The sequence below is a fragment of the Bacillus sp. COPE52 genome (genome assembly GCF_003355115.1).
Classification (GTDB): Bacteria; Bacillota; Bacilli; order Bacillales; family Bacillaceae_G; genus Bacillus_A; species Bacillus_A toyonensis.
On the sequence record NZ_CP031292.1, the window covers coordinates 3,884,420 to 3,902,580 of the forward strand.

Below are 18,161 nucleotides of genomic sequence, written 5' to 3' on the forward strand. Positions count from 1 at the left end.
TTCAAAAGGCTAGCATATGGAATAAAGAAAAGAGCCTTGCTGCTAATAGTGAGGCTCTTTTTTACTTGTTGTGTATAAGGGATTTGAGTAGTTTCTCTTAGAATGCCTATGATAGAATATATAAGGTGAAAGATAGCGATTGCAGATGTTAATTGATACTCAAATAGAGTGTAACAAAGAAAATAATGTGACGGAGTGTGAGAATCTTGAATGAAGTTGTACAAGTTCCTGTTACAGATGTAAAGGGAATCGGAGGAGAAACATCTGAATTACTACACGAGATGGGAATTTATACAGTTTCTCATCTATTAGAGCATTTTCCGTACCGTTATGAAGATTATGCGATGAAAGATCTTGCTGAAGTAAAGCATGATGAGCGTGTAACAGTTGAAGGGAAAGTTCATAGTGCTCCGTTACTACAATACTATGGTAAGAAAAAATCACGTCTTACAGTTCGTGTTCTCGTCGGTCGTTATTTAATAACGGCTGTATGTTTTAATAGACCTTACTATAAGCAAAAGTTAAATTTGGATGAAACGGTAACGATTACTGGTAAATGGGATCAACATCGTCAAACAATTGCTGTATCAGAGCTTCATTTTGGACCGGTTGTTCGTCAACAAGAAGTAGAGCCTGTATATTCAGTGAAAGGAAAGCTTACAGTAAAACAGATGCGCCGTTTTATTGCACAAGCGCTAAAGGAGTATGGAGATTCTATAGTCGAAGTGCTACCAGATGGTTTGTTAAATCGGTATAAATTATTACCACGTTATGAAGCACTCAGGGCGTTGCATTTTCCGGTAGGGCAAGAAGATTTAAAGCAAGCTCGTCGCCGTTTTGTATATGAGGAGTTTTTCTTATTTCAGCTAAAAATGCAAACACTAAGGAAAATGGAGAGAGAAAATTCAAAAGGTACGAAGAAGGAAATCCCGTCAACAGAATTACAAGAATTTATCGATGCACTTCCGTTTCCGTTAACTGGTGCACAGCGCCGGGTTGTAGATGAAATTTTAAAGGATATGACATCTCCTTATCGGATGAACAGGCTGTTGCAAGGTGACGTTGGTTCTGGGAAAACAGTTGTTGCTGCGATTGGTCTCTATGCCGCAAAATTAGCTCATTATCAAGGTGCTTTAATGGTTCCTACAGAAATTTTAGCCGAACAACATTATCAGTCGCTTGCGGAGACGTTTTCTCATTTCGGTATGACGGTTGAACTGTTAACGAGTTCTGTTAAGGGTGCGAGACGTCGGGAAATTTTGGCGAGATTAGAGCAGGGAGAAGTAGATATCCTTGTTGGGACGCACGCTTTAATTCAAGATGAAGTTATATTTCATAGGTTAGGTCTCGTTATTACCGATGAACAGCATCGATTTGGTGTAGCGCAGCGCCGGGTTTTACGTGAGAAAGGTGAAAGTCCAGATGTATTGTTTATGACGGCAACCCCAATTCCGCGAACGTTAGCTATTACGGCATTTGGAGAGATGGACGTTTCTATTATCGATGAAATGCCAGCTGGTAGAAAGGTAATCGAAACGTATTGGGCAAAACATGATATGTTAGACCGTGTTCTCGGCTTTGTGGAGAAAGAGATAAAAAAAGGAAGACAGGCATATGTTATTTGTCCTCTTATTGAAGAGTCTGAGAAACTTGATGTACAAAATGCTATCGATTTACATAGTATGCTGACTCATCATTATCAAGGTAAGTGCCAAGTTGGATTAATGCATGGGAGACTATCATCTCAAGAAAAAGAAGAGATAATGGGACAGTTTAGTGAAAATAAAGTGCAAATTCTTGTTTCGACAACAGTTGTTGAAGTAGGTGTGAATGTACCAAATGCGACTGTTATGGTTATTTATGACGCGGAGCGTTTCGGTTTATCGCAGCTTCATCAGCTCAGGGGGCGTGTTGGGCGTGGTAGTGAACAATCATATTGCTTATTAATTGCAGACCCGAAATCAGAAACAGGAAAAGAAAGAATGCGTATTATGACTGAAACAAATGATGGATTTGTATTGTCAGAAAAAGATTTAGAGTTACGAGGTCCTGGGGATTTCTTTGGAAGTAAGCAAAGTGGTCTACCAGAATTTAAGGTTGCTGATATGGTACATGATTATCGGGCGTTAGAAACAGCGAGACAAGATGCGGCGATACTAGTTGATTCAGAAGCGTTTTGGCATAATGATCAGTATGCTTCGTTGCGTACTTATCTTGACGGAACAGGTGTGTTCCAGGGAGAGAAGCTCGATTAAAAGTAGTCTGCAAAAGTTTTTGTTGCATTCTACTTTTAATGATTATATACTACTGTTAGTACCTAGTCATAAAAATGGATGGTGCGGTATGAAAAAGAGAAGAAGTAAAAAAGAAAGACAAGAATTATTACAACAAACAATAGAAACGAATCCTTTTATAACGGATGAAGATTTAGCAGAAAAATTTCAAGTGAGCATACAGACTGTTCGTCTGGATCGTATGGAGTTATCTATTCCTGAATTGAGAGAACGAATTAAGCATGTGGCTACAAAACAACATGAAGAAGACGTGAAATCTTTACCGTTAGAAGAGGTTGTCGGAGAAATTATCGATATAGAATTAGATAGACATGCGATATCTATCTTTGAAGTAAAGGTAGAACATGTATTTAAAAGAAATCAAATTGCTCGTGGGCATCATTTGTTTGCGCAAGCAAACTCACTAGCTGTTGCAGTTATTGATGAAGAATTAGCTTTAACTGCAAAGTCTACCATTCGATACATTCGTCCTGTAAAATTAGGAGAACGTGTAGTTGCAAAAGCGCGCGTTGAAGATGTAGAGAATGATAAAGGACGGACGGTTGTCAAAGTGCGTAGCTTTGTTGGAGAAGAACTTGTTTTTACAGGCACTTTTGAAATGTATCGATCTAGTAATAATAGTGAGGAAGGTAACAACTTATGAAAATCGCAATAGATGCAATGGGCGGAGATCACGCTCCAAAGGCTGTAGTATTAGGAGCAATGAAAGCTATTAAGGAATATTCAGATTTACATATTACGTTAGTAGGGAAAGAAGCAGAAATCCGTCAATACTTAACGAGTGAAGAGCGAATTACTATCCTTCATACAGACGAAAAAATTGAATCGACAGATGAGCCAGTAAGGGCGGTTCGTCGAAAAAAACAAGCTTCAATGGTACTAGCAGCGCAGCAAGTGAAAGATGGTATTGCAGATGCTTGTATATCAGCAGGTAGTACAGGGGCTTTAATGGCAGCAGGATTATTTGTTGTCGGTCGTATGGAAGGAATTGAACGACCAGCTTTATCACCGACAATGCCAACTGTTGATGGAGAAGGTTTTGTTATGTTAGATGTTGGAGCAAACGTTGATGCAAAACCAGTTCATTTATATCAATATGCAGTGATGGGTTCTGTTTACGCAGAGAAGGTAAGAGGAATTAAAAACCCTCGTGTTGGACTTTTAAATGTTGGAACAGAGGATGGAAAAGGAAACGAGCTTTCAAAACAGGTCTTTGCTATGCTCAAAGATGCACCAATTAATTTTGTTGGAAACGTTGAATCAAGAGATTTATTGCAAGGTGTAGCAGATGTTGTTGTGTGTGATGGTTTTACAGGGAACGTAGCTCTAAAATCACTAGAAGGAACCGCGCTTGCGCTATTCTCTATGTTAAAAGAGCAATTAATGAGTTCGTTTACGAGCAAATTAGCAGCAGCGGTATTAAAACCAAAACTTATGGTATTAAAAGATAAAATGGATTATTCGGAGTATGGAGGAGCGGCATTGTTTGGATTGAAAGCTCCTGTCATTAAGGCTCACGGTTCTTCAAATGACCAATCGATATTTAGTGCGATTCGTCAAACGAGAGAAATGGTAGCGAAAGAAGTAATTCCTACAATTTCAAGTGTAATGGAGAAGGAGCCGCTTCAATAAGAGGAGGATTTGAAATGGGAAAAATAGCATTTCTTTTTCCGGGCCAAGGTTCACAGGCAGTTGGAATGGGTAGACAGTTAGCGGAGAATAATAACGAGGTTGCGAAAGTGTTTGCGAAAGCAGATGAGGTGTTACACGATTCACTTTCAGAGGTGATTTTTGAAGGGCCGCAGGAAAAGCTTACATTAACGACAAATGCACAACCTGCATTATTAACAACGAGTTTTGCTATTTTGACAGCTTTGAAAGAGTATGACATTACACCTGATTTTGTAGCAGGACATAGTTTAGGTGAATATAGCGCTCTTGTGGCAGCTGGTGCTATAACTTTTGAAGATGCTGTATATGCTGTAAGAAAACGTGGCGAATATATGGAAGAAGCCGTTCCTGGTGGGGAAGGGGCAATGGCAGCTATTTTAGGTGCTGATCCAGATATGCTGAAACGAGTTACAGAAGAAGTAACAAGTGAAGGGTATGCAGTACAGATTGCAAACATGAATAGTACGAAGCAAATTGTAATTTCTGGAACAAATCAAGGGGTAGAACTTGCTTCTCAAAGAGCGAAAGAAAATGGTGCTAAAAGAGCAATTCCGCTTAAAGTAAGTGGACCATTTCATTCCTCTCTTATGAAGCCGGCTGCTGAGAAGTTTCAAAGTGTGTTAGATGAAATTACAATTCAGGATACGAATATTCCTGTTATAGCAAATGTTACAGCAGATGTTATTACACGTGGTGCAGATATTCAAGAGAAGCTAATTGAACAACTGTATTCACCTGTATTATGGTACCCATCTATTGAAACTATGGTGAAACAAGGTGTGGATATATTTATTGAAATTGGACCTGGAAAAGTACTTGCTGGGCTTATGAAGTCGATTGATTCATCAGTGAAAGCATATGCCATATATGATGAAGCGACATTAAAAGATACCATTTCAAATTTGAGAGGAGAAAACTGATGTTAAAAGGGAAAGTAGCATTAGTAACTGGTGCTTCACGTGGAATTGGTCGCGCGATTGCAATCGATTTAGCGAAACAAGGGGCAAATGTAGTAGTAAATTATGCTGGTAATGAACAAAAGGCGAATGAAGTAGTAGATGAAATCAAGAAATTAGGTTCAGATGCAATTGCGGTAAGAGCAGATGTTGCAAATGCTGAAGATGTTACAAATATGGTGAAACAAACAGTAGATACATTTGGACAAGTCGATATTCTTGTAAATAACGCTGGCGTAACAAAAGATAATTTATTAATGCGTATGAAAGAAGAAGAATGGGATACAGTTATTAATACAAACTTAAAAGGTGTATTCTTATGTACAAAAGCAGTATCTCGTTATATGATGCGCCAACGTCATGGTAGAATAATAAATATTGCTTCTGTTGTTGGTGTTGTAGGAAATCCAGGGCAGGCTAATTATGTTGCTGCTAAAGCTGGTGTAATTGGATTAACAAAAACATCAGCAAAAGAATTAGCAAGTCGAAATATAACTGTTAATGCAATTGCTCCTGGATTTATTGCAACTGATATGACGGACGTATTAGATGAAAATATAAAAGGTGAAATGTTAAAAGTTATTCCGGCTGCACAGTTTGGTGATGCGCAAGATATCGCGAATGCTGTAACGTTTTTTGCTTCGGATCAAAGCAAATATGTTACAGGACAAACGTTAAATGTTGATGGCGGAATGGTAATGTAATAAAAGAATCGATTTCATCTAGTTTTTTTGGGCAATATTTAATATAATATTTGAGGGGAGGTGAATGGAATGGCAGATGTTTTAGAGCGTGTAACAAAAATCATCGTTGATCGTTTAGGTGTAGAAGAAACTGAAGTAGTACCAGCTGCAAGCTTTAAAGAAGATTTAGGCGCAGACTCCCTAGATGTAGTAGAACTTGTAATGCAATTAGAAGATGAATTCGAAATGGAAATTTCTGATGAAGATGCTGAAAAGATTGCTACTGTTGGCGATGCTGTGACTTACATAGAGAGTCATCTATAATGCTTAAGTGAAGTCCCGTTATTTAGCGGGGCTTTCTCGGCTTATATCTGGAGGGACCTATGCCGTACCGAAAATATAGAGAAAAAAAATACGAAACAAAATATCGTGAAGCGTTTAAAGTGTTTCAAGAAAAGATAGGTATTACGTTTACAGATGAAAAATTATTGACTCAAGCATTTACGCATTCATCGTATGTGAATGAGCATCGAAAAAAACCGCATGAAGACAATGAGCGTCTCGAATTTCTTGGAGATGCAGTATTGGAACTTACTGTATCGCAGTATCTGTTTCAAAAATATCCGACAATGAGCGAAGGAGAGTTAACAAAACTACGTGCAGCTATTGTATGTGAGCCATCTCTTGTTCGTTTTGCAAATGAGCTGTCATTTGGAAGCCTTGTTTTATTAGGGAAAGGTGAAGAAATGACAGGTGGACGTGAACGACCAGCTTTATTAGCGGATGTCTTTGAAGCGTTTATTGGTGCCCTTTATCTTGATCAAGGGCTAGAAACAGTTTGGGGATTCTTAAAAGAAATTGTGTATCCGAAAATTAATGAAGGTGCTTTTTCTCATGTGATGGATTATAAGAGTCAATTGCAAGAATTGATCCAGCGTGATGGTAGTGGCAACATTGAGTATCAAATTTTGCAAGAAAAAGGACCAGCCCATAATCGAGAATTTGTGTCACGTGTTACATTAAATAATGTAGCGTTAGGTCTTGGTAGTGGTAAGTCGAAAAAAGAAGCAGAGCAACAAGCTGCTGCAGAAGCATTGAAAAAATTAAAAGAACAACTATAAGGAATCCCCCTTTGAATAGGGGGATTCCTTATGCATAGAATGAAACTTTTCTTTTGTAGATAAATGAAAGGAAAGTAAATCCGTATTATAGCTTGGTTTCGTACAGACAACGTATATAACAACGGAGAATAGGAGGAAGACCTTTCGTGTTTTTAAAAAGATTAGAAATAGCAGGATTTAAATCTTTTGCTGAGCGTGTATCTGTCGATTTTGTTCCAGGTGTTACGTCTGTAGTAGGGCCTAATGGGAGCGGGAAAAGTAATATTACTGATGCAATTCGCTGGGTACTTGGTGAACAATCTGCAAAATCATTACGTGGTGCAAAGATGGAGGATGTTATTTTTGCCGGTAGTGAAACGAGGAGAGCGGTTAATGTAGCTGAAGTAACATTAACTTTAAATAATGAAGATCAACGTTTACCGATTGAATATAACGAGGTGAGTGTAACGCGCCGTGTATCTCGTTCAGGTGATAGTGACTTTTATATAAATAAACAATCTTGTAGATTGAAAGACATTATCGATTTATTTATGGACTCTGGCATGGGAAGAGAAGCCTTTTCAATTATTAGTCAGGGGAAAGTGGAAGAGATTTTAAGTAGTAAATCAGAAGAACGTCGCGGTGTATTTGAAGAAGCGGCAGGTGTGCTGAAATACAAACTTCGCAAAAAGAAAGCTGAAGGGAAATTAGCGGATACACAAGAAAACTTAAATCGTGTACAAGATATTATTCATGAATTGAGTATTCAAGTAGAACCGTTAGAGAGACAAGCTTCTATTGCGAAAGATTATCTCGAGAAAAAAGAAGAGTTAGAGAAAGTAGAAGCTGCGCTTATTGTACATGAAATTGAAGAATTGCATGAGAAATGGGAAGCGCTTCGAAGTCAGTTTGGGCATAATAAAAACGAAGAAGCTAAAATGTCAACGCATTTACAAAAAAGTGAAGAAGAGCTTGAGGAGTTACGTGGACAATTACAAGCGGTAGATGAGTCTGTAGATTCCTTGCAAGAAGTTCTTCTTCTTTCTAGCAAAGAGCTAGAAAAATTAGAAGGACAACGTGAGCTGTTAAAAGAGAGGAAGCAAAATGCTACGACGCATTGTGCACAACTTGAACAGTTAATTGTTGAATTGACAGAAAAAGCTAAAAGTTATGATGGTGAAATTGAATCAAGTACAGAAGTGTTAATGCAATTTGTAGATCAAGTAAAAGAATTGGAGAGAAATTTGCTTGATAATGAACAACTGCTTGCAACTTTTGCGGATAATTTAGAGGAACAGATTGAGAATTTAAAAGGGGATTATATTGAACTTTTAAATCAACAAGCTAGTCAGCGTAATGAATTATCTATGATTGAAGAACAGTCTAAACAGCAAAACTCTAAAAATGAACGTCTTGATGAAGAGAATGCGAAATATGTAGAAATGCGTATGGAAATCACAGCGAAAAAGACGAAACTTGTTGAAAGTTATGAACAAGTGAAAGAAAAAATAGCTGGTATCATTTCGAACATACAGAAAACAGAAGCGGCGCTTGGGAAATGTAAGGCGCAGTATAGTGAAAATGAAACAAAACTGTATCAAGCATATCAATTTGTACAACAGGCGCGCTCACGAAAAGAGATGCTAGAAGAGATGCAAGAGGACTATTCTGGTTTCTACCAAGGTGTACGTGAAGTATTGAAAGCTAGAGAAAATAGGTTGCAAGGTATCGAGGGTGCTGTTGCGGAACTGTTAACGGTACCGAAAGAATATGAAGTTGCAATGGAAATTGCTCTAGGTGCAGCAATGCAGCATATCGTTGTACAAACAGAGGAACATGCTCGTAATGCAATTGCATTTTTAAAGCAGAATAAACATGGACGTGCAACGTTTTTACCGCAAGCTGTTATTAAAAGTAGATCGTTATCATTTGAAAAGTTACGTGTTGTGAATCAACATCCATCGTTTGTAGGAGTAGCGGCAGAACTTGTGCAGTACAATAATAAATACGAGAATGTCGTTTCGAGCCTATTAGGTACAGTTGTTGTTGCGAAAGATTTACGCGGTGCAAATGAATTAGCGAAACAATTACAATATCGCTATCGTATTGTAACACTTGAAGGTGACGTAGTGAATCCTGGGGGTTCAATGACTGGTGGAGCTGTAAAACAGGCGAAATCTTCTTTATTAGGACGTCAGCGTGAACTTGAAGAATGGACTAAAAAGCTCACTGATATGGAAGAAAAAACAACGAAGCTAGAAAACTTTGTTAAAGCAGTAAAGCAAGAGATTCAAGAAAAAGAAGTACAAATACGCGAACTACGCCAAGGTGTAGAAACTGAGCGTGCAGATGAACAAAAATTAAGAGAAGAAATTAATCAATTAGAATTAGAAGAACATCGAATTAATGATCGCTTATCTATATACGACTTAGAGATAGAAGGATTTTTACAAGATCAAGTGAAAATGCAAGGACGTAAAGGAGAGTTAGAAAAGATTTTAGCAACTCTTCAAGCAGAGATTTCGGAATTAGATAGCAAAATCGTCGCGTTAACGAAACAAAAAAGTGAGCAACATTCTTCAAAAGAAAAAGTTCAGAAGGAAATGACTGAGCTGAAAGTACAAGCGGCTGAACAACAACAACGTTTGTCTAATCAAAAAGAAAAAGTTGAACGATTAACGAAGGAAAAAGAAGAAACTGATACAACACTTGTAAAAACAAAAGAAGATTTAGCATTCTTAAAGCAAGAAATGACATCTAATTCAAGTGGTGAAGAACAAATTACGAATATGATTGAGAAAAAAGCATATGATCGTAATCAAACTTCAGAATTAATTCGCTCTCGCCGTGAACAACGTATATCATTACAAGAGAGAGTGGAGCATTTAGAACGCAATGTGAAGGAAACGTTAGGCAAACATAAATATATTCTTGAGTTGTTGAAAGATCAAGAAGTGAAAATTAACCGACTTGATGTTGAGTTGGAAAATAGATTGCAACATTTACGTGAAACATATACGATTTCATTTGAAGCAGCAAAACTGAAGTATACAATGACGATGCCTGCAGAAGATGCGCGTAAAAAGGTGAAATTAATAAAACTATCCATAGAAGAGTTAGGTACAGTAAACTTGGGTGCAATTGATGAATACGAGCGAGTAGCACAACGTCATACGTTCTTACTAGAGCAACGAGATGATTTAGAAGAAGCGAAAGCGACATTGCACCAACTTATTACTGAGATGGATGAAGAAATGAAGAAACGTTTTTCTACTACTTTTGAAGGGATTCGAACGGAGTTTCAATCTGTATTTACTGAATTATTCGGAGGCGGTAGAGCGGATTTAGTAATGACGGATCCTGGAGACATATTAAATACTGGTATTGATATTGTTGCACAACCACCAGGAAAGAAATTGCAGAACTTAGGTTTACTGTCAGGTGGAGAACGTGCTTTAACGGCAATAGCGCTTTTATTTGGTATTTTAAAAGTACGCCCAGTACCATTCTGTGTACTAGACGAAGTAGAAGCGGCTCTAGACGAAGCGAATGTTGCTCGTTTTGCGCAATATTTAAAGAAATTTAGTGATGAGACGCAGTTTATTGTAATTACACACAGGAAAGGTACAATGGAAGAGTCTGATGTATTGTATGGTGTAACGATGCAAGAATCAGGTGTATCTAAGCTTGTTTCTGTTCGTTTAGATGACGGGGAAGAACTTGTGGCGAGTAAATAGGAAGGATGGGAAGCATGAGCTTTTTAAAAAAACTTAAAGAAAAAATTTCAAAACAAACGGATACAGTAACAGAGAAATTTAAACACGGATTGGAAAAAACGAGAAATTCATTTGCGGATAAAGTAAATGATTTAGTCTATCGTTACCGTAAAGTAGATGAAGATTTCTTTGAAGAGTTAGAAGAGATTTTAATCGGCGCAGACGTAGGGGTTTCGACTGTAATGGAATTAATTGATCAGTTGAAAGAAGAAGTGCAGCGCCGAAATATTCAGGACCCAAAAGAAGTACAAGCTGTTATTTCGGAAAAGTTAGTTGGCATTTATAAAGGTGACAGCGACTTTAGTAATGAAATCAATATGCAAGAAGATCAATTAACAGTTGTTTTATTTGTAGGTGTTAACGGTGTAGGGAAAACGACGACAATTGGTAAACTGGCACATAGATTTAAATCAGAAGGTAAGTCAGTCCTATTGGCAGCAGGAGATACGTTCCGTGCTGGCGCGATTGAACAATTAGAAGTATGGGGCGATCGCGTTGGTGTAGAAGTCATTAAACAAGGGTCTGGTTCTGACCCTGCAGCGGTAATGTATGACGCTGTACAAGCTGCAAAAGCGCGTAAAGTAGATGTATTACTATGTGATACAGCAGGACGTTTGCAAAATAAGGTGAACTTAATGAAAGAGTTAGAGAAAGTGAAGCGTGTAATTGAGCGTGAAGTACCAGGAGCTCCTCATGAAGTGTTACTAGTTATTGATGCAACAACAGGTCAAAACGGTTTAAGTCAAGCGAAAACATTCCGTGAAGCAACGAATGTTACTGGTATTGTTTTAACGAAGTTAGATGGAACTGCTAAAGGTGGTATCGTATTAGCAATTCGTAACGAAATGGATGTACCGGTGAAATTTGTTGGCTTAGGAGAGCAAATGGATGATCTGCAGCAGTTTGATCCAGAACAATATGTGTATGGTCTATTTGCAAATTTAGTAGAAACAGAAGAAGTATAAATGAAAGAAGCGGTATTACCGCTTCTTTTTCCATAAAAAATAAGTGATGTTAAGAAAAAAACTTGACACTCTTTTATACTCCATGTAAACTAATTGATGTAAAGGGAAATCACTTAACAAAGGATGATCCAACATGCTCGAGAAAACAACGAGAATGAACTATTTATTTGATTTTTATCAATCGTTGTTAACGCAAAAACAAAGAAGTTATATGTCGCTTTATTATCTAGATGATTTATCTCTTGGTGAAATTGCGGAAGAATTTGATGTAAGTCGCCAAGCCGTGTATGATAACATTAAACGGACTGAAGCGATGCTTGAAGAATATGAAGATAAATTAGTATTACTTCAAAAGTTTCAAGAGCGACAGCGACTTGTTGCAAAGCTAAAACAGCTAATCAGCGAAGAAGAGCATGTGAATGAAGAAATGAAACAAGTTGTTGAAGCTATCGAAAAATTAGATTAGGAGGGCGGCAATATGGCATTTGAAGGATTAGCCGACCGACTTCAACAGACAATGCAAAAAATCCGCGGCAAAGGAAAAGTTTCTGAAGCCGATGTGAAAGAAATGATGAGAGAAGTTCGTCTAGCTCTTTTAGAAGCGGATGTTAACTTTAAAGTAGTAAAAGATTTTGTAAAGCGTGTGTCTGAGCGTGCTGTCGGACAAGATGTAATGAAAAGTTTGACACCTGGACAACAAGTAATTAAAGTTGTACAGGAAGAACTTACAGAACTTATGGGCGGAGAGCAAAGCAAAATTGCTGTTGCTAATAAGCCACCGACTGTTATAATGATGGTTGGTCTGCAAGGTGCGGGTAAAACGACGACAACAGGTAAGCTTGCGAATTTGCTTCGTAAAAAGCATAATCGTAAACCGATGCTTGTTGCAGCGGATATTTACCGTCCAGCAGCGATTAAACAGCTTGAAACATTAGGGAAGCAATTGGACATGCCTGTTTTCTCTTTAGGAGATCAAGTAAGTCCTGTTGAAATTGCGAAACAAGCGATTGCAAAGGCAAAAGAAGATCATCACGATTATGTTTTAATCGATACAGCAGGTCGCCTGCATATTGATGAAGAACTAATGGATGAATTAGCGAAAGTGAAAGAAGTTGCGAATCCGGATGAAATTTTCCTTGTTGTCGATGCGATGACAGGACAAGACGCGGTAAATGTTGCACAAAGTTTCCATGATCAGTTAGGGTTAACGGGTGTTGTATTAACGAAACTAGATGGTGATACGCGCGGTGGTGCGGCATTATCTATTAAGGCTGTAACAAATACACCAATTAAATTTGCTGGTATGGGTGAAAAACTAGATGCGATTGAAGCGTTCCATCCAGAACGTATGGCATCCCGCATTTTAGGGATGGGCGACGTCTTAACATTAATTGAAAAAGCGCAAGCTACAGTTGATGAAGAGAAAGCAAAAGAACTTGAGCAAAAAATGCGTACGCTTTCGTTTACACTTGACGATTTCCTAGAACAACTTGGACAAGTGCGTCAACTTGGACCACTTGACGAATTGTTAGGGATGCTTCCTGGTGCAAATAAAATTAAAGGGCTGAAAAATGCGCAAGTTGATGAAAAGCAAATTGGGCATATTGAGGCAATTATTCGTTCTATGACTAAATTAGAACGTGAACAACCGGAAATAATTAACGCTAGTCGAAAAAAACGCATTGCCAAAGGTAGCGGTACAACCGTACAAGAAATCAATCGTCTAATCAAGCAATTCGATGATATGAAGAAAATGATGAAAACGATGACTGGAATGCAAAAAGGTAAGAAAAAAGGACTAGGTGGAATGAAGTTTCCATTCATGTAAGAAAAAAAGATGGCTCTGTTAAGAAAAAATACTTTACAAAGCAATAGTCTTTTTGCTAATATAATTATCTGTGTGAAATAAATTCGGAGGTGCTTTATAAAATGGCAGTTAAAATTCGTTTAAAACGTATGGGAGCTAAAAAAACTCCTTTCTATCGTGTAGTTGTTGCAGATTCTCGTTCTCCTCGTGACGGACGTTTCATTGAGGAAATCGGTACTTATAATCCGGTTGCTCAACCAGCTGAAGTTAAGATCAACGAAGAAGCAGCATTAAAATGGTTAGGAAACGGTGCTAAACCATCTGATACAGTTCGTAACTTATTCTCTAACCAAGGTATCATGGAGAAATTCCACTTATCTAAACAAGGTAAGTAATTGAGGCAATGACTATGAAGAAGTTAGTCGAGACGATTGTCAAGCCTCTTGTCGATCATCCTGAAGATGTAAAAGTTACACAGGAACTTTACAACGGAGAGATAAAGTATCGATTAACTGTACATCCTGAGGATGTTGGAAAAGTCATTGGTAAGCAAGGGAGAGTTGCGAAAGCGATTCGAATGCTCTTGTATTCAGTGGGACATCATAATGATGAAAAAGTAACACTGGAAATTCAATAAACGTAAAAAGGGCGAGGAGTTACATCCTCTCCCTTTTTTAACATTTAAAGAGAAGTTGCATGTTCCATATGTGAAATGGAGATGCTTAATTTATATAGAAACCAGGGGTGACATACTATTTATGACAAAATGGTTTAATGTAGGGAAAATTGTAAATACTCATGGCGTAAGAGGAGAAATTCGTGTTATTTCTCGTACTGATTTTCCGGAAGAGCGATATAAAGTAGGAAACACTCTATACATATCGAATGAGAAAAGTACAGACTTCCTTCCGGTGAAGGTAACTTCTCATCGTCAACATAAGACATTTGATTTATTAACATTTGAAGGATACAACAATGTAGATGAAGCAGAAAAGTTTAAAGGTTCTTTAATAAAAGTACCAGAAGAGCAGTTAGGCGAACTTGCTGAAGGTGAATACTACTATCATGAAATTATTGGTTGCAGTGTTGTTACGGAAGAAGGAGAAGCGTTAGGAACGATTAAAGAGATTCTATCTCCTGGTGCAAATGATGTTTGGGTAATTAAACGTCCAAAGGGCCAAGATCTTTTAATTCCTTACATTGATGATGTTGTACTTCAAGTTAATATTGAAAATAAATTAGTAACCATTCATGTAATGGAAGGGCTACTATAATGAAAATTGATATTTTAACGTTGTTTCCAGACATGTTTACCGGTGTATTTGGGTCTTCCATCTTAAAGAAGGCGCAAGAAAAAGAAGCGGTAAGCCTTCGTGTTGTTAACTTTCGTGATTATACAACGAGTAAGCATAATAGTGTAGACGATTATCCTTACGGCGGAGGTGCTGGTATGGTGCTTACTCCTCAGCCTATTTTTGATGCGGTGGAAGATTTAACGAAAGAAACAGAGCGTAAGCCGAGAGTTGTCTTAATGTGTCCGCAAGGGGAAAGATTTACTCAGAAGAAAGCGGAAGAGCTTGCAGAGGAAGAACATTTAATCTTTGTATGTGGGCATTATGAAGGGTATGATGAACGGATTCGTGAGCATCTCGTAACTGATGAGATTTCTATTGGTGACTACGTATTAACAGGTGGAGAATTAGCCTCTATGGTTATTACTGATAGTGTAGTACGTCTCCTGCCAGGAGTACTAGGAAATCATGCTTCACAAGTGGAAGATTCGTTTAGTACAGGGTTATTGGAACATCCACATTATACACGTCCTGCTGATTTTCGTGGTATGAAGGTACCAGATGTTTTAATGTCAGGAAATCATAAAAATATTGATGAATGGCGCCATAAAGAATCTTTGCGTCGTACGTACACACGTAGACCGGATTTATTGGAAGAAAGAGAATTATCTAAGCAAGAAAAGAAATGGTTGGAACAGATTAAAGAAGAACAATAAGGGCTTCATATATTTTCTATTGCAACAGTCCTAGCAATATGCTATTATAACATTTGTGCTACTGAAATCAGTAGCCGTATTAACGATGTTCCGCTGTAATTTAATAAGACTTTATAAGAGCATCTGTTTAAAGGAGAGAATTTAATATGCAACAATTAATCGCAGAAATTACAAAAGGCCAATTAAAAACTGACCTTCCTTCATTCCGTCCTGGAGACACTTTACGTGTACACGTAAAAGTAGTTGAGGGAACTCGTGAAAGAATTCAGCTTTTCGAAGGTGTTGTAATCAAACGTCGTGGTGGCGGAATCAGTGAAACATTCACAGTTCGTAAGATTTCTTACGGTGTAGGTGTTGAGCGTACATTCCCAGTTCACACGCCAAGAATCGCGAACATCGAAGTACTTCGCCGTGGTAAAGTACGTCGTGCTAAGTTATACTACTTACGTAACCTTCGCGGTAAAAAAGCACGTATTAAAGAAATTCGATAAGACATGTATGGGAGCTTGTAAATGCGCAAGCTCCCTTTTTCCAATCTATATAAAATTTTGGTATAATACGAGCAGCTTACATAACCGTGGAGGGGAAATACATGAAAAAAGAGACGAGTTCACTTTGGGAATGGATCAAAGCAATTTTGATTGCTGTTGTACTAGCTGGTGTTATTAGACAGTTTTTCTTTGCACCAATTCTCGTAGATGGGGTATCAATGGCGCCAACTTTACATGATCGAGATCGAATGATTGTAAATAAAATTGGTTATCACATAGGAGACCCAAAACGCTTCGATATTATCGTATTCCGTGCAACGGAAGATAAAGATTATATAAAGCGTATTATTGGCCTGCCAGGCGATGAAATAGAGTATCGGAATGACAAACTATATGTTAACGGAAAGGTTTATGAGGAGCCGTATTTAGATAAGCAGAAAAAACAGCTTGCTGATGGACCGCTTACATATGATTTTACTCTTGAAGAAATGACGGGAAAGAAAACTGTTCCAAAAGATCAATTATTTGTTTTAGGGGATAATCGTCGTTTTAGTAAAGATAGCCGTTCGATTGGTACGATTTCAATGGATCAAGTACTTGGTAAAGCCAATATGCTATATTGGCCGTTAAAAGATGCACGTATTGTGAAATAAATGAAAAAGAAGGTGGCAACATGGTAATTCAATGGTTTCCAGGGCATATGGCTAAGGCTAGACGCCAAGTAACAGAAAAATTAAAATTAATTGATGTTGTAATTGAACTTGTAGATGCTCGATTACCATTATCATCTAGAAACCCGATGATTGATGAGATTATTACACATAAGCCAAGGCTTGTTGTTTTAAATAAAGCGGATATGGCAGATGATCGTCTAACGAAAGAATGGATTGCATATTTTAAAGAAAAAGGGCATATGGCAATTTCAATTAATGCGCAAGCTGGACAAGGTATGAAGGAAATTACTGCGGCTTGTAAAGTGCTTGTTAAAGAGAAGTTTGATAAGATGGTTGCGAAAGGGATTAGACCGAGAGCAATTCGTGCTTTAATTGTCGGTATACCGAATGTTGGTAAATCTACGTTAATTAATAAATTGGCGAAGAAAAACATTGCTAAAACAGGAGATCGTCCAGGTGTGACAACAGCTCAACAATGGATTAAAGTTGGGAAAGAAATGGAACTGTTAGATACACCAGGTATTCTGTGGCCTAAATTTGAAGATCAATTAGTGGGTCTTCGTTTAGCGACAACGGGTGCAATTAAAGATTCAATTTTAAATTTACAAGATGTAGCTGTTTATGCATTACGTTTTATGGAGAAACACTATCCAGAACGTTTAAAAGAGCGATATAATTTAGATGAAATTCCAGAAGATATTGTAGAGTTATTTGATGCAATTGGAAAATACAGAGGCTGTTTAATGGGCGGCGGAATGATTGATTATGATAAAACATCTGAACTGGTACTTCGTGAACTTCGCGGTGGAAAACTTGGTAAAATGACGTTTGAAACACCAGAAGAGTTTGTGGAGCAAGTAGAAGAGGTAGAGAAAATAGAAGAAGTATAAGACGTGCGTTTGTGCGTCTTTTCTTTTTGTATACGTTTATAAAGGAGTGTACTTATATGCAAAAAATGACAATACAAGAAGCGGAGAATTTACTGCAAGAAATTATGAGTGAAGAAGATGATCGCTTTCAAATGTTAATGAAAGATGAACGAAAGGGCATTCAAAAACTTATTTTGAAGTGGTACAAACAAAAAGAGTTAGCACAAAAGGAAAAAGAAAAATTTCTAGAAATGTCTAAGTATGAAAATGCGTTACGTGAAAAAGGAATCACATATATTGCTGGCATTGATGAAGTAGGGCGTGGACCATTAGCTGGGCCCGTTGTGACGGCAGCTGTCGTTCTTCCAGATAATTTTTATATTCCAGGGTTAGATGACTCAAAAAAGCTGAGTGAAGCGAAGCGAGAGCGTTTTTATGATGAAATAAAAGCACAAGCAATTGCGATTGGAGTTGGAATTGTATCACCGCAAGTCATAGATGAGATAAATATTTATCAAGCGACGAAACAAGCGATGTTAGATGCTGTTGCGAATTTATCTTGTACACCACAATATTTATTAATTGATGCGATGAAGCTTCCTACATCAATTCCACAAACATCCATTATTAAAGGTGATGCGAAAAGTGTTTCTATTTCAGCTGCATCTATTATTGCGAAGGTGACGAGAGATCGTATGATGAAAGAGCTTGGGGAAAAGTATCCTGCATATGGATTTGGACAACATATGGGGTATGGAACGAAACAGCATTTAGAAGCGATTGAAGCGCATGGAGTATTAGAGGAACACCGGAAATCATTTGCGCCAATTAAAGATATGATTCAAAAATAAGCTGTGAATATACAGC

General features: G+C 37.7%; 19 protein-coding genes. All 19 read left to right on the forward strand.

All coding sequences use genetic code 11. The annotated features are described in order from the left end of the window. Positions 1–206 precede the first annotated feature (206 nt). The 19 genes from recG (at position 207) to DPQ31_RS19640 (ending at position 18,145) form a co-directional block, all read left to right on the forward strand. Positions 207–2,255, forward strand: coding sequence for an ATP-dependent DNA helicase RecG (gene recG, locus DPQ31_RS19550; RefSeq protein WP_001006879.1), 2,049 nt, complete (start codon positions 207–209; stop codon positions 2,253–2,255). Between the two features lie 88 nt (positions 2,256–2,343). Continuing rightward, a complete protein-coding gene (gene fapR, locus DPQ31_RS19555) occupies positions 2,344–2,937 on the forward strand; it encodes a transcription factor FapR (protein WP_000747351.1) in 594 nt (197 codons plus the stop codon). Continuing rightward, complete coding sequence (gene plsX, locus DPQ31_RS19560; RefSeq protein WP_000684090.1) at positions 2,934–3,926, forward strand: phosphate acyltransferase PlsX; 993 nt, start codon at positions 2,934–2,936, stop codon at positions 3,924–3,926. The genes fapR and plsX overlap by 4 nt, the downstream gene beginning before the upstream one ends. A gap of 14 nt (positions 3,927–3,940) precedes the next feature. Then, positions 3,941–4,885, forward strand: a complete 945-nt coding sequence (gene fabD / locus DPQ31_RS19565; protein WP_061529569.1) for an ACP S-malonyltransferase — start codon at positions 3,941–3,943, stop codon at positions 4,883–4,885. After that, positions 4,885–5,625, forward strand: a complete 741-nt coding sequence (fabG, locus tag DPQ31_RS19570) for a 3-oxoacyl-[acyl-carrier-protein] reductase (protein ID WP_208730903.1) — start codon at positions 4,885–4,887, stop codon at positions 5,623–5,625. The genes fabD and fabG overlap by 1 nt, the downstream gene beginning before the upstream one ends. Positions 5,626–5,694: 69 nt before the next feature. After that, positions 5,695–5,928: an acyl carrier protein gene (gene acpP / locus DPQ31_RS19575; RefSeq protein ID WP_000786062.1), complete on the forward strand. Its 234-nt coding sequence runs from the start codon at positions 5,695–5,697 to the stop codon at positions 5,926–5,928. Positions 5,929–5,987: 59 nt separating this feature from the next. Next, positions 5,988–6,725 carry a ribonuclease III gene (gene rncS, locus DPQ31_RS19580; protein WP_001146877.1) on the forward strand — a complete coding sequence of 246 codons (738 nt, stop codon included), beginning with the start codon at positions 5,988–5,990 and terminating at the stop codon, positions 6,723–6,725. Positions 6,726–6,871: 146 nt separating this feature from the next. Then, the gene (gene smc / locus DPQ31_RS19585; RefSeq protein WP_208730906.1) at positions 6,872–10,441 is read left to right on the forward strand and encodes a chromosome segregation protein SMC; all 3,570 of its coding nucleotides are present in this window, start codon (positions 6,872–6,874) and stop codon (positions 10,439–10,441) included. Positions 10,442–10,455: 14 nt separating this feature from the next. Beyond that, on the forward strand, positions 10,456–11,445 hold the full coding sequence (gene ftsY, locus DPQ31_RS19590) for a signal recognition particle-docking protein FtsY (RefSeq protein WP_000008927.1): 990 nt from the start codon (positions 10,456–10,458) through the stop codon (positions 11,443–11,445). Positions 11,446–11,578: 133 nt separating this feature from the next. Further along, entirely contained in the window at positions 11,579–11,911 is a 333-nt protein-coding gene (locus DPQ31_RS19595) for a putative DNA-binding protein (RefSeq protein ID WP_000891061.1), read from the forward strand. 12 nt (positions 11,912–11,923) lie between these two features. Further along, positions 11,924–13,273 carry a signal recognition particle protein gene (gene ffh / locus DPQ31_RS19600; protein ID WP_000863463.1) on the forward strand — a complete coding sequence of 450 codons (1,350 nt, stop codon included), beginning with the start codon at positions 11,924–11,926 and terminating at the stop codon, positions 13,271–13,273. A 101-nt stretch (positions 13,274–13,374) separates the two neighbouring features. Continuing rightward, positions 13,375–13,647 carry a 30S ribosomal protein S16 gene (gene rpsP, locus DPQ31_RS19605; RefSeq protein WP_000268750.1) on the forward strand — a complete coding sequence of 91 codons (273 nt, stop codon included), beginning with the start codon at positions 13,375–13,377 and terminating at the stop codon, positions 13,645–13,647. Between the two features lie 14 nt (positions 13,648–13,661). Next, the gene (locus DPQ31_RS19610) at positions 13,662–13,889 is read left to right on the forward strand and encodes a KH domain-containing protein (RefSeq protein ID WP_000737399.1); all 228 of its coding nucleotides are present in this window, start codon (positions 13,662–13,664) and stop codon (positions 13,887–13,889) included. Between the two features lie 121 nt (positions 13,890–14,010). Beyond that, positions 14,011–14,526: a ribosome maturation factor RimM gene (gene rimM, locus DPQ31_RS19615; protein WP_000170280.1), complete on the forward strand. Its 516-nt coding sequence runs from the start codon at positions 14,011–14,013 to the stop codon at positions 14,524–14,526. Beyond that, on the forward strand, positions 14,526–15,260 hold the full coding sequence (trmD, locus tag DPQ31_RS19620) for a tRNA (guanosine(37)-N1)-methyltransferase TrmD (protein WP_000686907.1): 735 nt from the start codon (positions 14,526–14,528) through the stop codon (positions 15,258–15,260). The genes rimM and trmD overlap by 1 nt, the downstream gene beginning before the upstream one ends. 146 nt (positions 15,261–15,406) lie before the next feature. Beyond that, a complete protein-coding gene (rplS, locus tag DPQ31_RS19625; protein ID WP_001186517.1) occupies positions 15,407–15,751 on the forward strand; it encodes a 50S ribosomal protein L19 in 345 nt (114 codons plus the stop codon). 101 nt (positions 15,752–15,852) lie between these two features. Then, positions 15,853–16,404, forward strand: a complete 552-nt coding sequence (gene lepB / locus DPQ31_RS19630; RefSeq protein ID WP_000712442.1) for a signal peptidase I — start codon at positions 15,853–15,855, stop codon at positions 16,402–16,404. Between the two features lie 20 nt (positions 16,405–16,424). Continuing rightward, complete coding sequence (gene ylqF / locus DPQ31_RS19635; RefSeq protein WP_000236689.1) at positions 16,425–17,315, forward strand: ribosome biogenesis GTPase YlqF; 891 nt, start codon at positions 16,425–16,427, stop codon at positions 17,313–17,315. Between the two features lie 56 nt (positions 17,316–17,371). Continuing rightward, positions 17,372–18,145: a ribonuclease HII gene (locus tag DPQ31_RS19640; protein ID WP_001171133.1), complete on the forward strand. Its 774-nt coding sequence runs from the start codon at positions 17,372–17,374 to the stop codon at positions 18,143–18,145. The last annotated feature ends 16 nt before the right edge of the window (positions 18,146–18,161 follow it).

What these genes read in the sequence shown, in the direction of transcription:
- fapR (WP_000747351.1), top strand. Translation starts at nt 2,344, where the DNA reads ATGAAAAAGAGAAGAAGTAAAAAAGAAAGACAAGAATTATTACAACAA.
- plsX (WP_000684090.1), top strand. Translation starts at nt 2,934, where the DNA reads ATGAAAATCGCAATAGATGCAATGGGCGGAGATCACGCTCCAAAGGCT.
- fabD (WP_061529569.1), top strand. Translation starts at nt 3,941, where the DNA reads ATGGGAAAAATAGCATTTCTTTTTCCGGGCCAAGGTTCACAGGCAGTT.
- fabG (WP_208730903.1), top strand. Translation starts at nt 4,885, where the DNA reads ATGTTAAAAGGGAAAGTAGCATTAGTAACTGGTGCTTCACGTGGAATT.
- acpP (WP_000786062.1), top strand. Translation starts at nt 5,695, where the DNA reads ATGGCAGATGTTTTAGAGCGTGTAACAAAAATCATCGTTGATCGTTTA.
- rncS (WP_001146877.1), top strand. Translation starts at nt 5,988, where the DNA reads ATGCCGTACCGAAAATATAGAGAAAAAAAATACGAAACAAAATATCGT.
- ftsY (WP_000008927.1), top strand. Translation starts at nt 10,456, where the DNA reads ATGAGCTTTTTAAAAAAACTTAAAGAAAAAATTTCAAAACAAACGGAT.
- DPQ31_RS19595 (WP_000891061.1), top strand. Translation starts at nt 11,579, where the DNA reads ATGCTCGAGAAAACAACGAGAATGAACTATTTATTTGATTTTTATCAA.
- ffh (WP_000863463.1), top strand. Translation starts at nt 11,924, where the DNA reads ATGGCATTTGAAGGATTAGCCGACCGACTTCAACAGACAATGCAAAAA.
- rpsP (WP_000268750.1), top strand. Translation starts at nt 13,375, where the DNA reads ATGGCAGTTAAAATTCGTTTAAAACGTATGGGAGCTAAAAAAACTCCT.
- DPQ31_RS19610 (WP_000737399.1), top strand. Translation starts at nt 13,662, where the DNA reads ATGAAGAAGTTAGTCGAGACGATTGTCAAGCCTCTTGTCGATCATCCT.
- rimM (WP_000170280.1), top strand. Translation starts at nt 14,011, where the DNA reads ATGACAAAATGGTTTAATGTAGGGAAAATTGTAAATACTCATGGCGTA.
- trmD (WP_000686907.1), top strand. Translation starts at nt 14,526, where the DNA reads ATGAAAATTGATATTTTAACGTTGTTTCCAGACATGTTTACCGGTGTA.
- rplS (WP_001186517.1), top strand. Translation starts at nt 15,407, where the DNA reads ATGCAACAATTAATCGCAGAAATTACAAAAGGCCAATTAAAAACTGAC.
- lepB (WP_000712442.1), top strand. Translation starts at nt 15,853, where the DNA reads ATGAAAAAAGAGACGAGTTCACTTTGGGAATGGATCAAAGCAATTTTG.
- ylqF (WP_000236689.1), top strand. Translation starts at nt 16,425, where the DNA reads ATGGTAATTCAATGGTTTCCAGGGCATATGGCTAAGGCTAGACGCCAA.
- DPQ31_RS19640 (WP_001171133.1), top strand. Translation starts at nt 17,372, where the DNA reads ATGCAAAAAATGACAATACAAGAAGCGGAGAATTTACTGCAAGAAATT.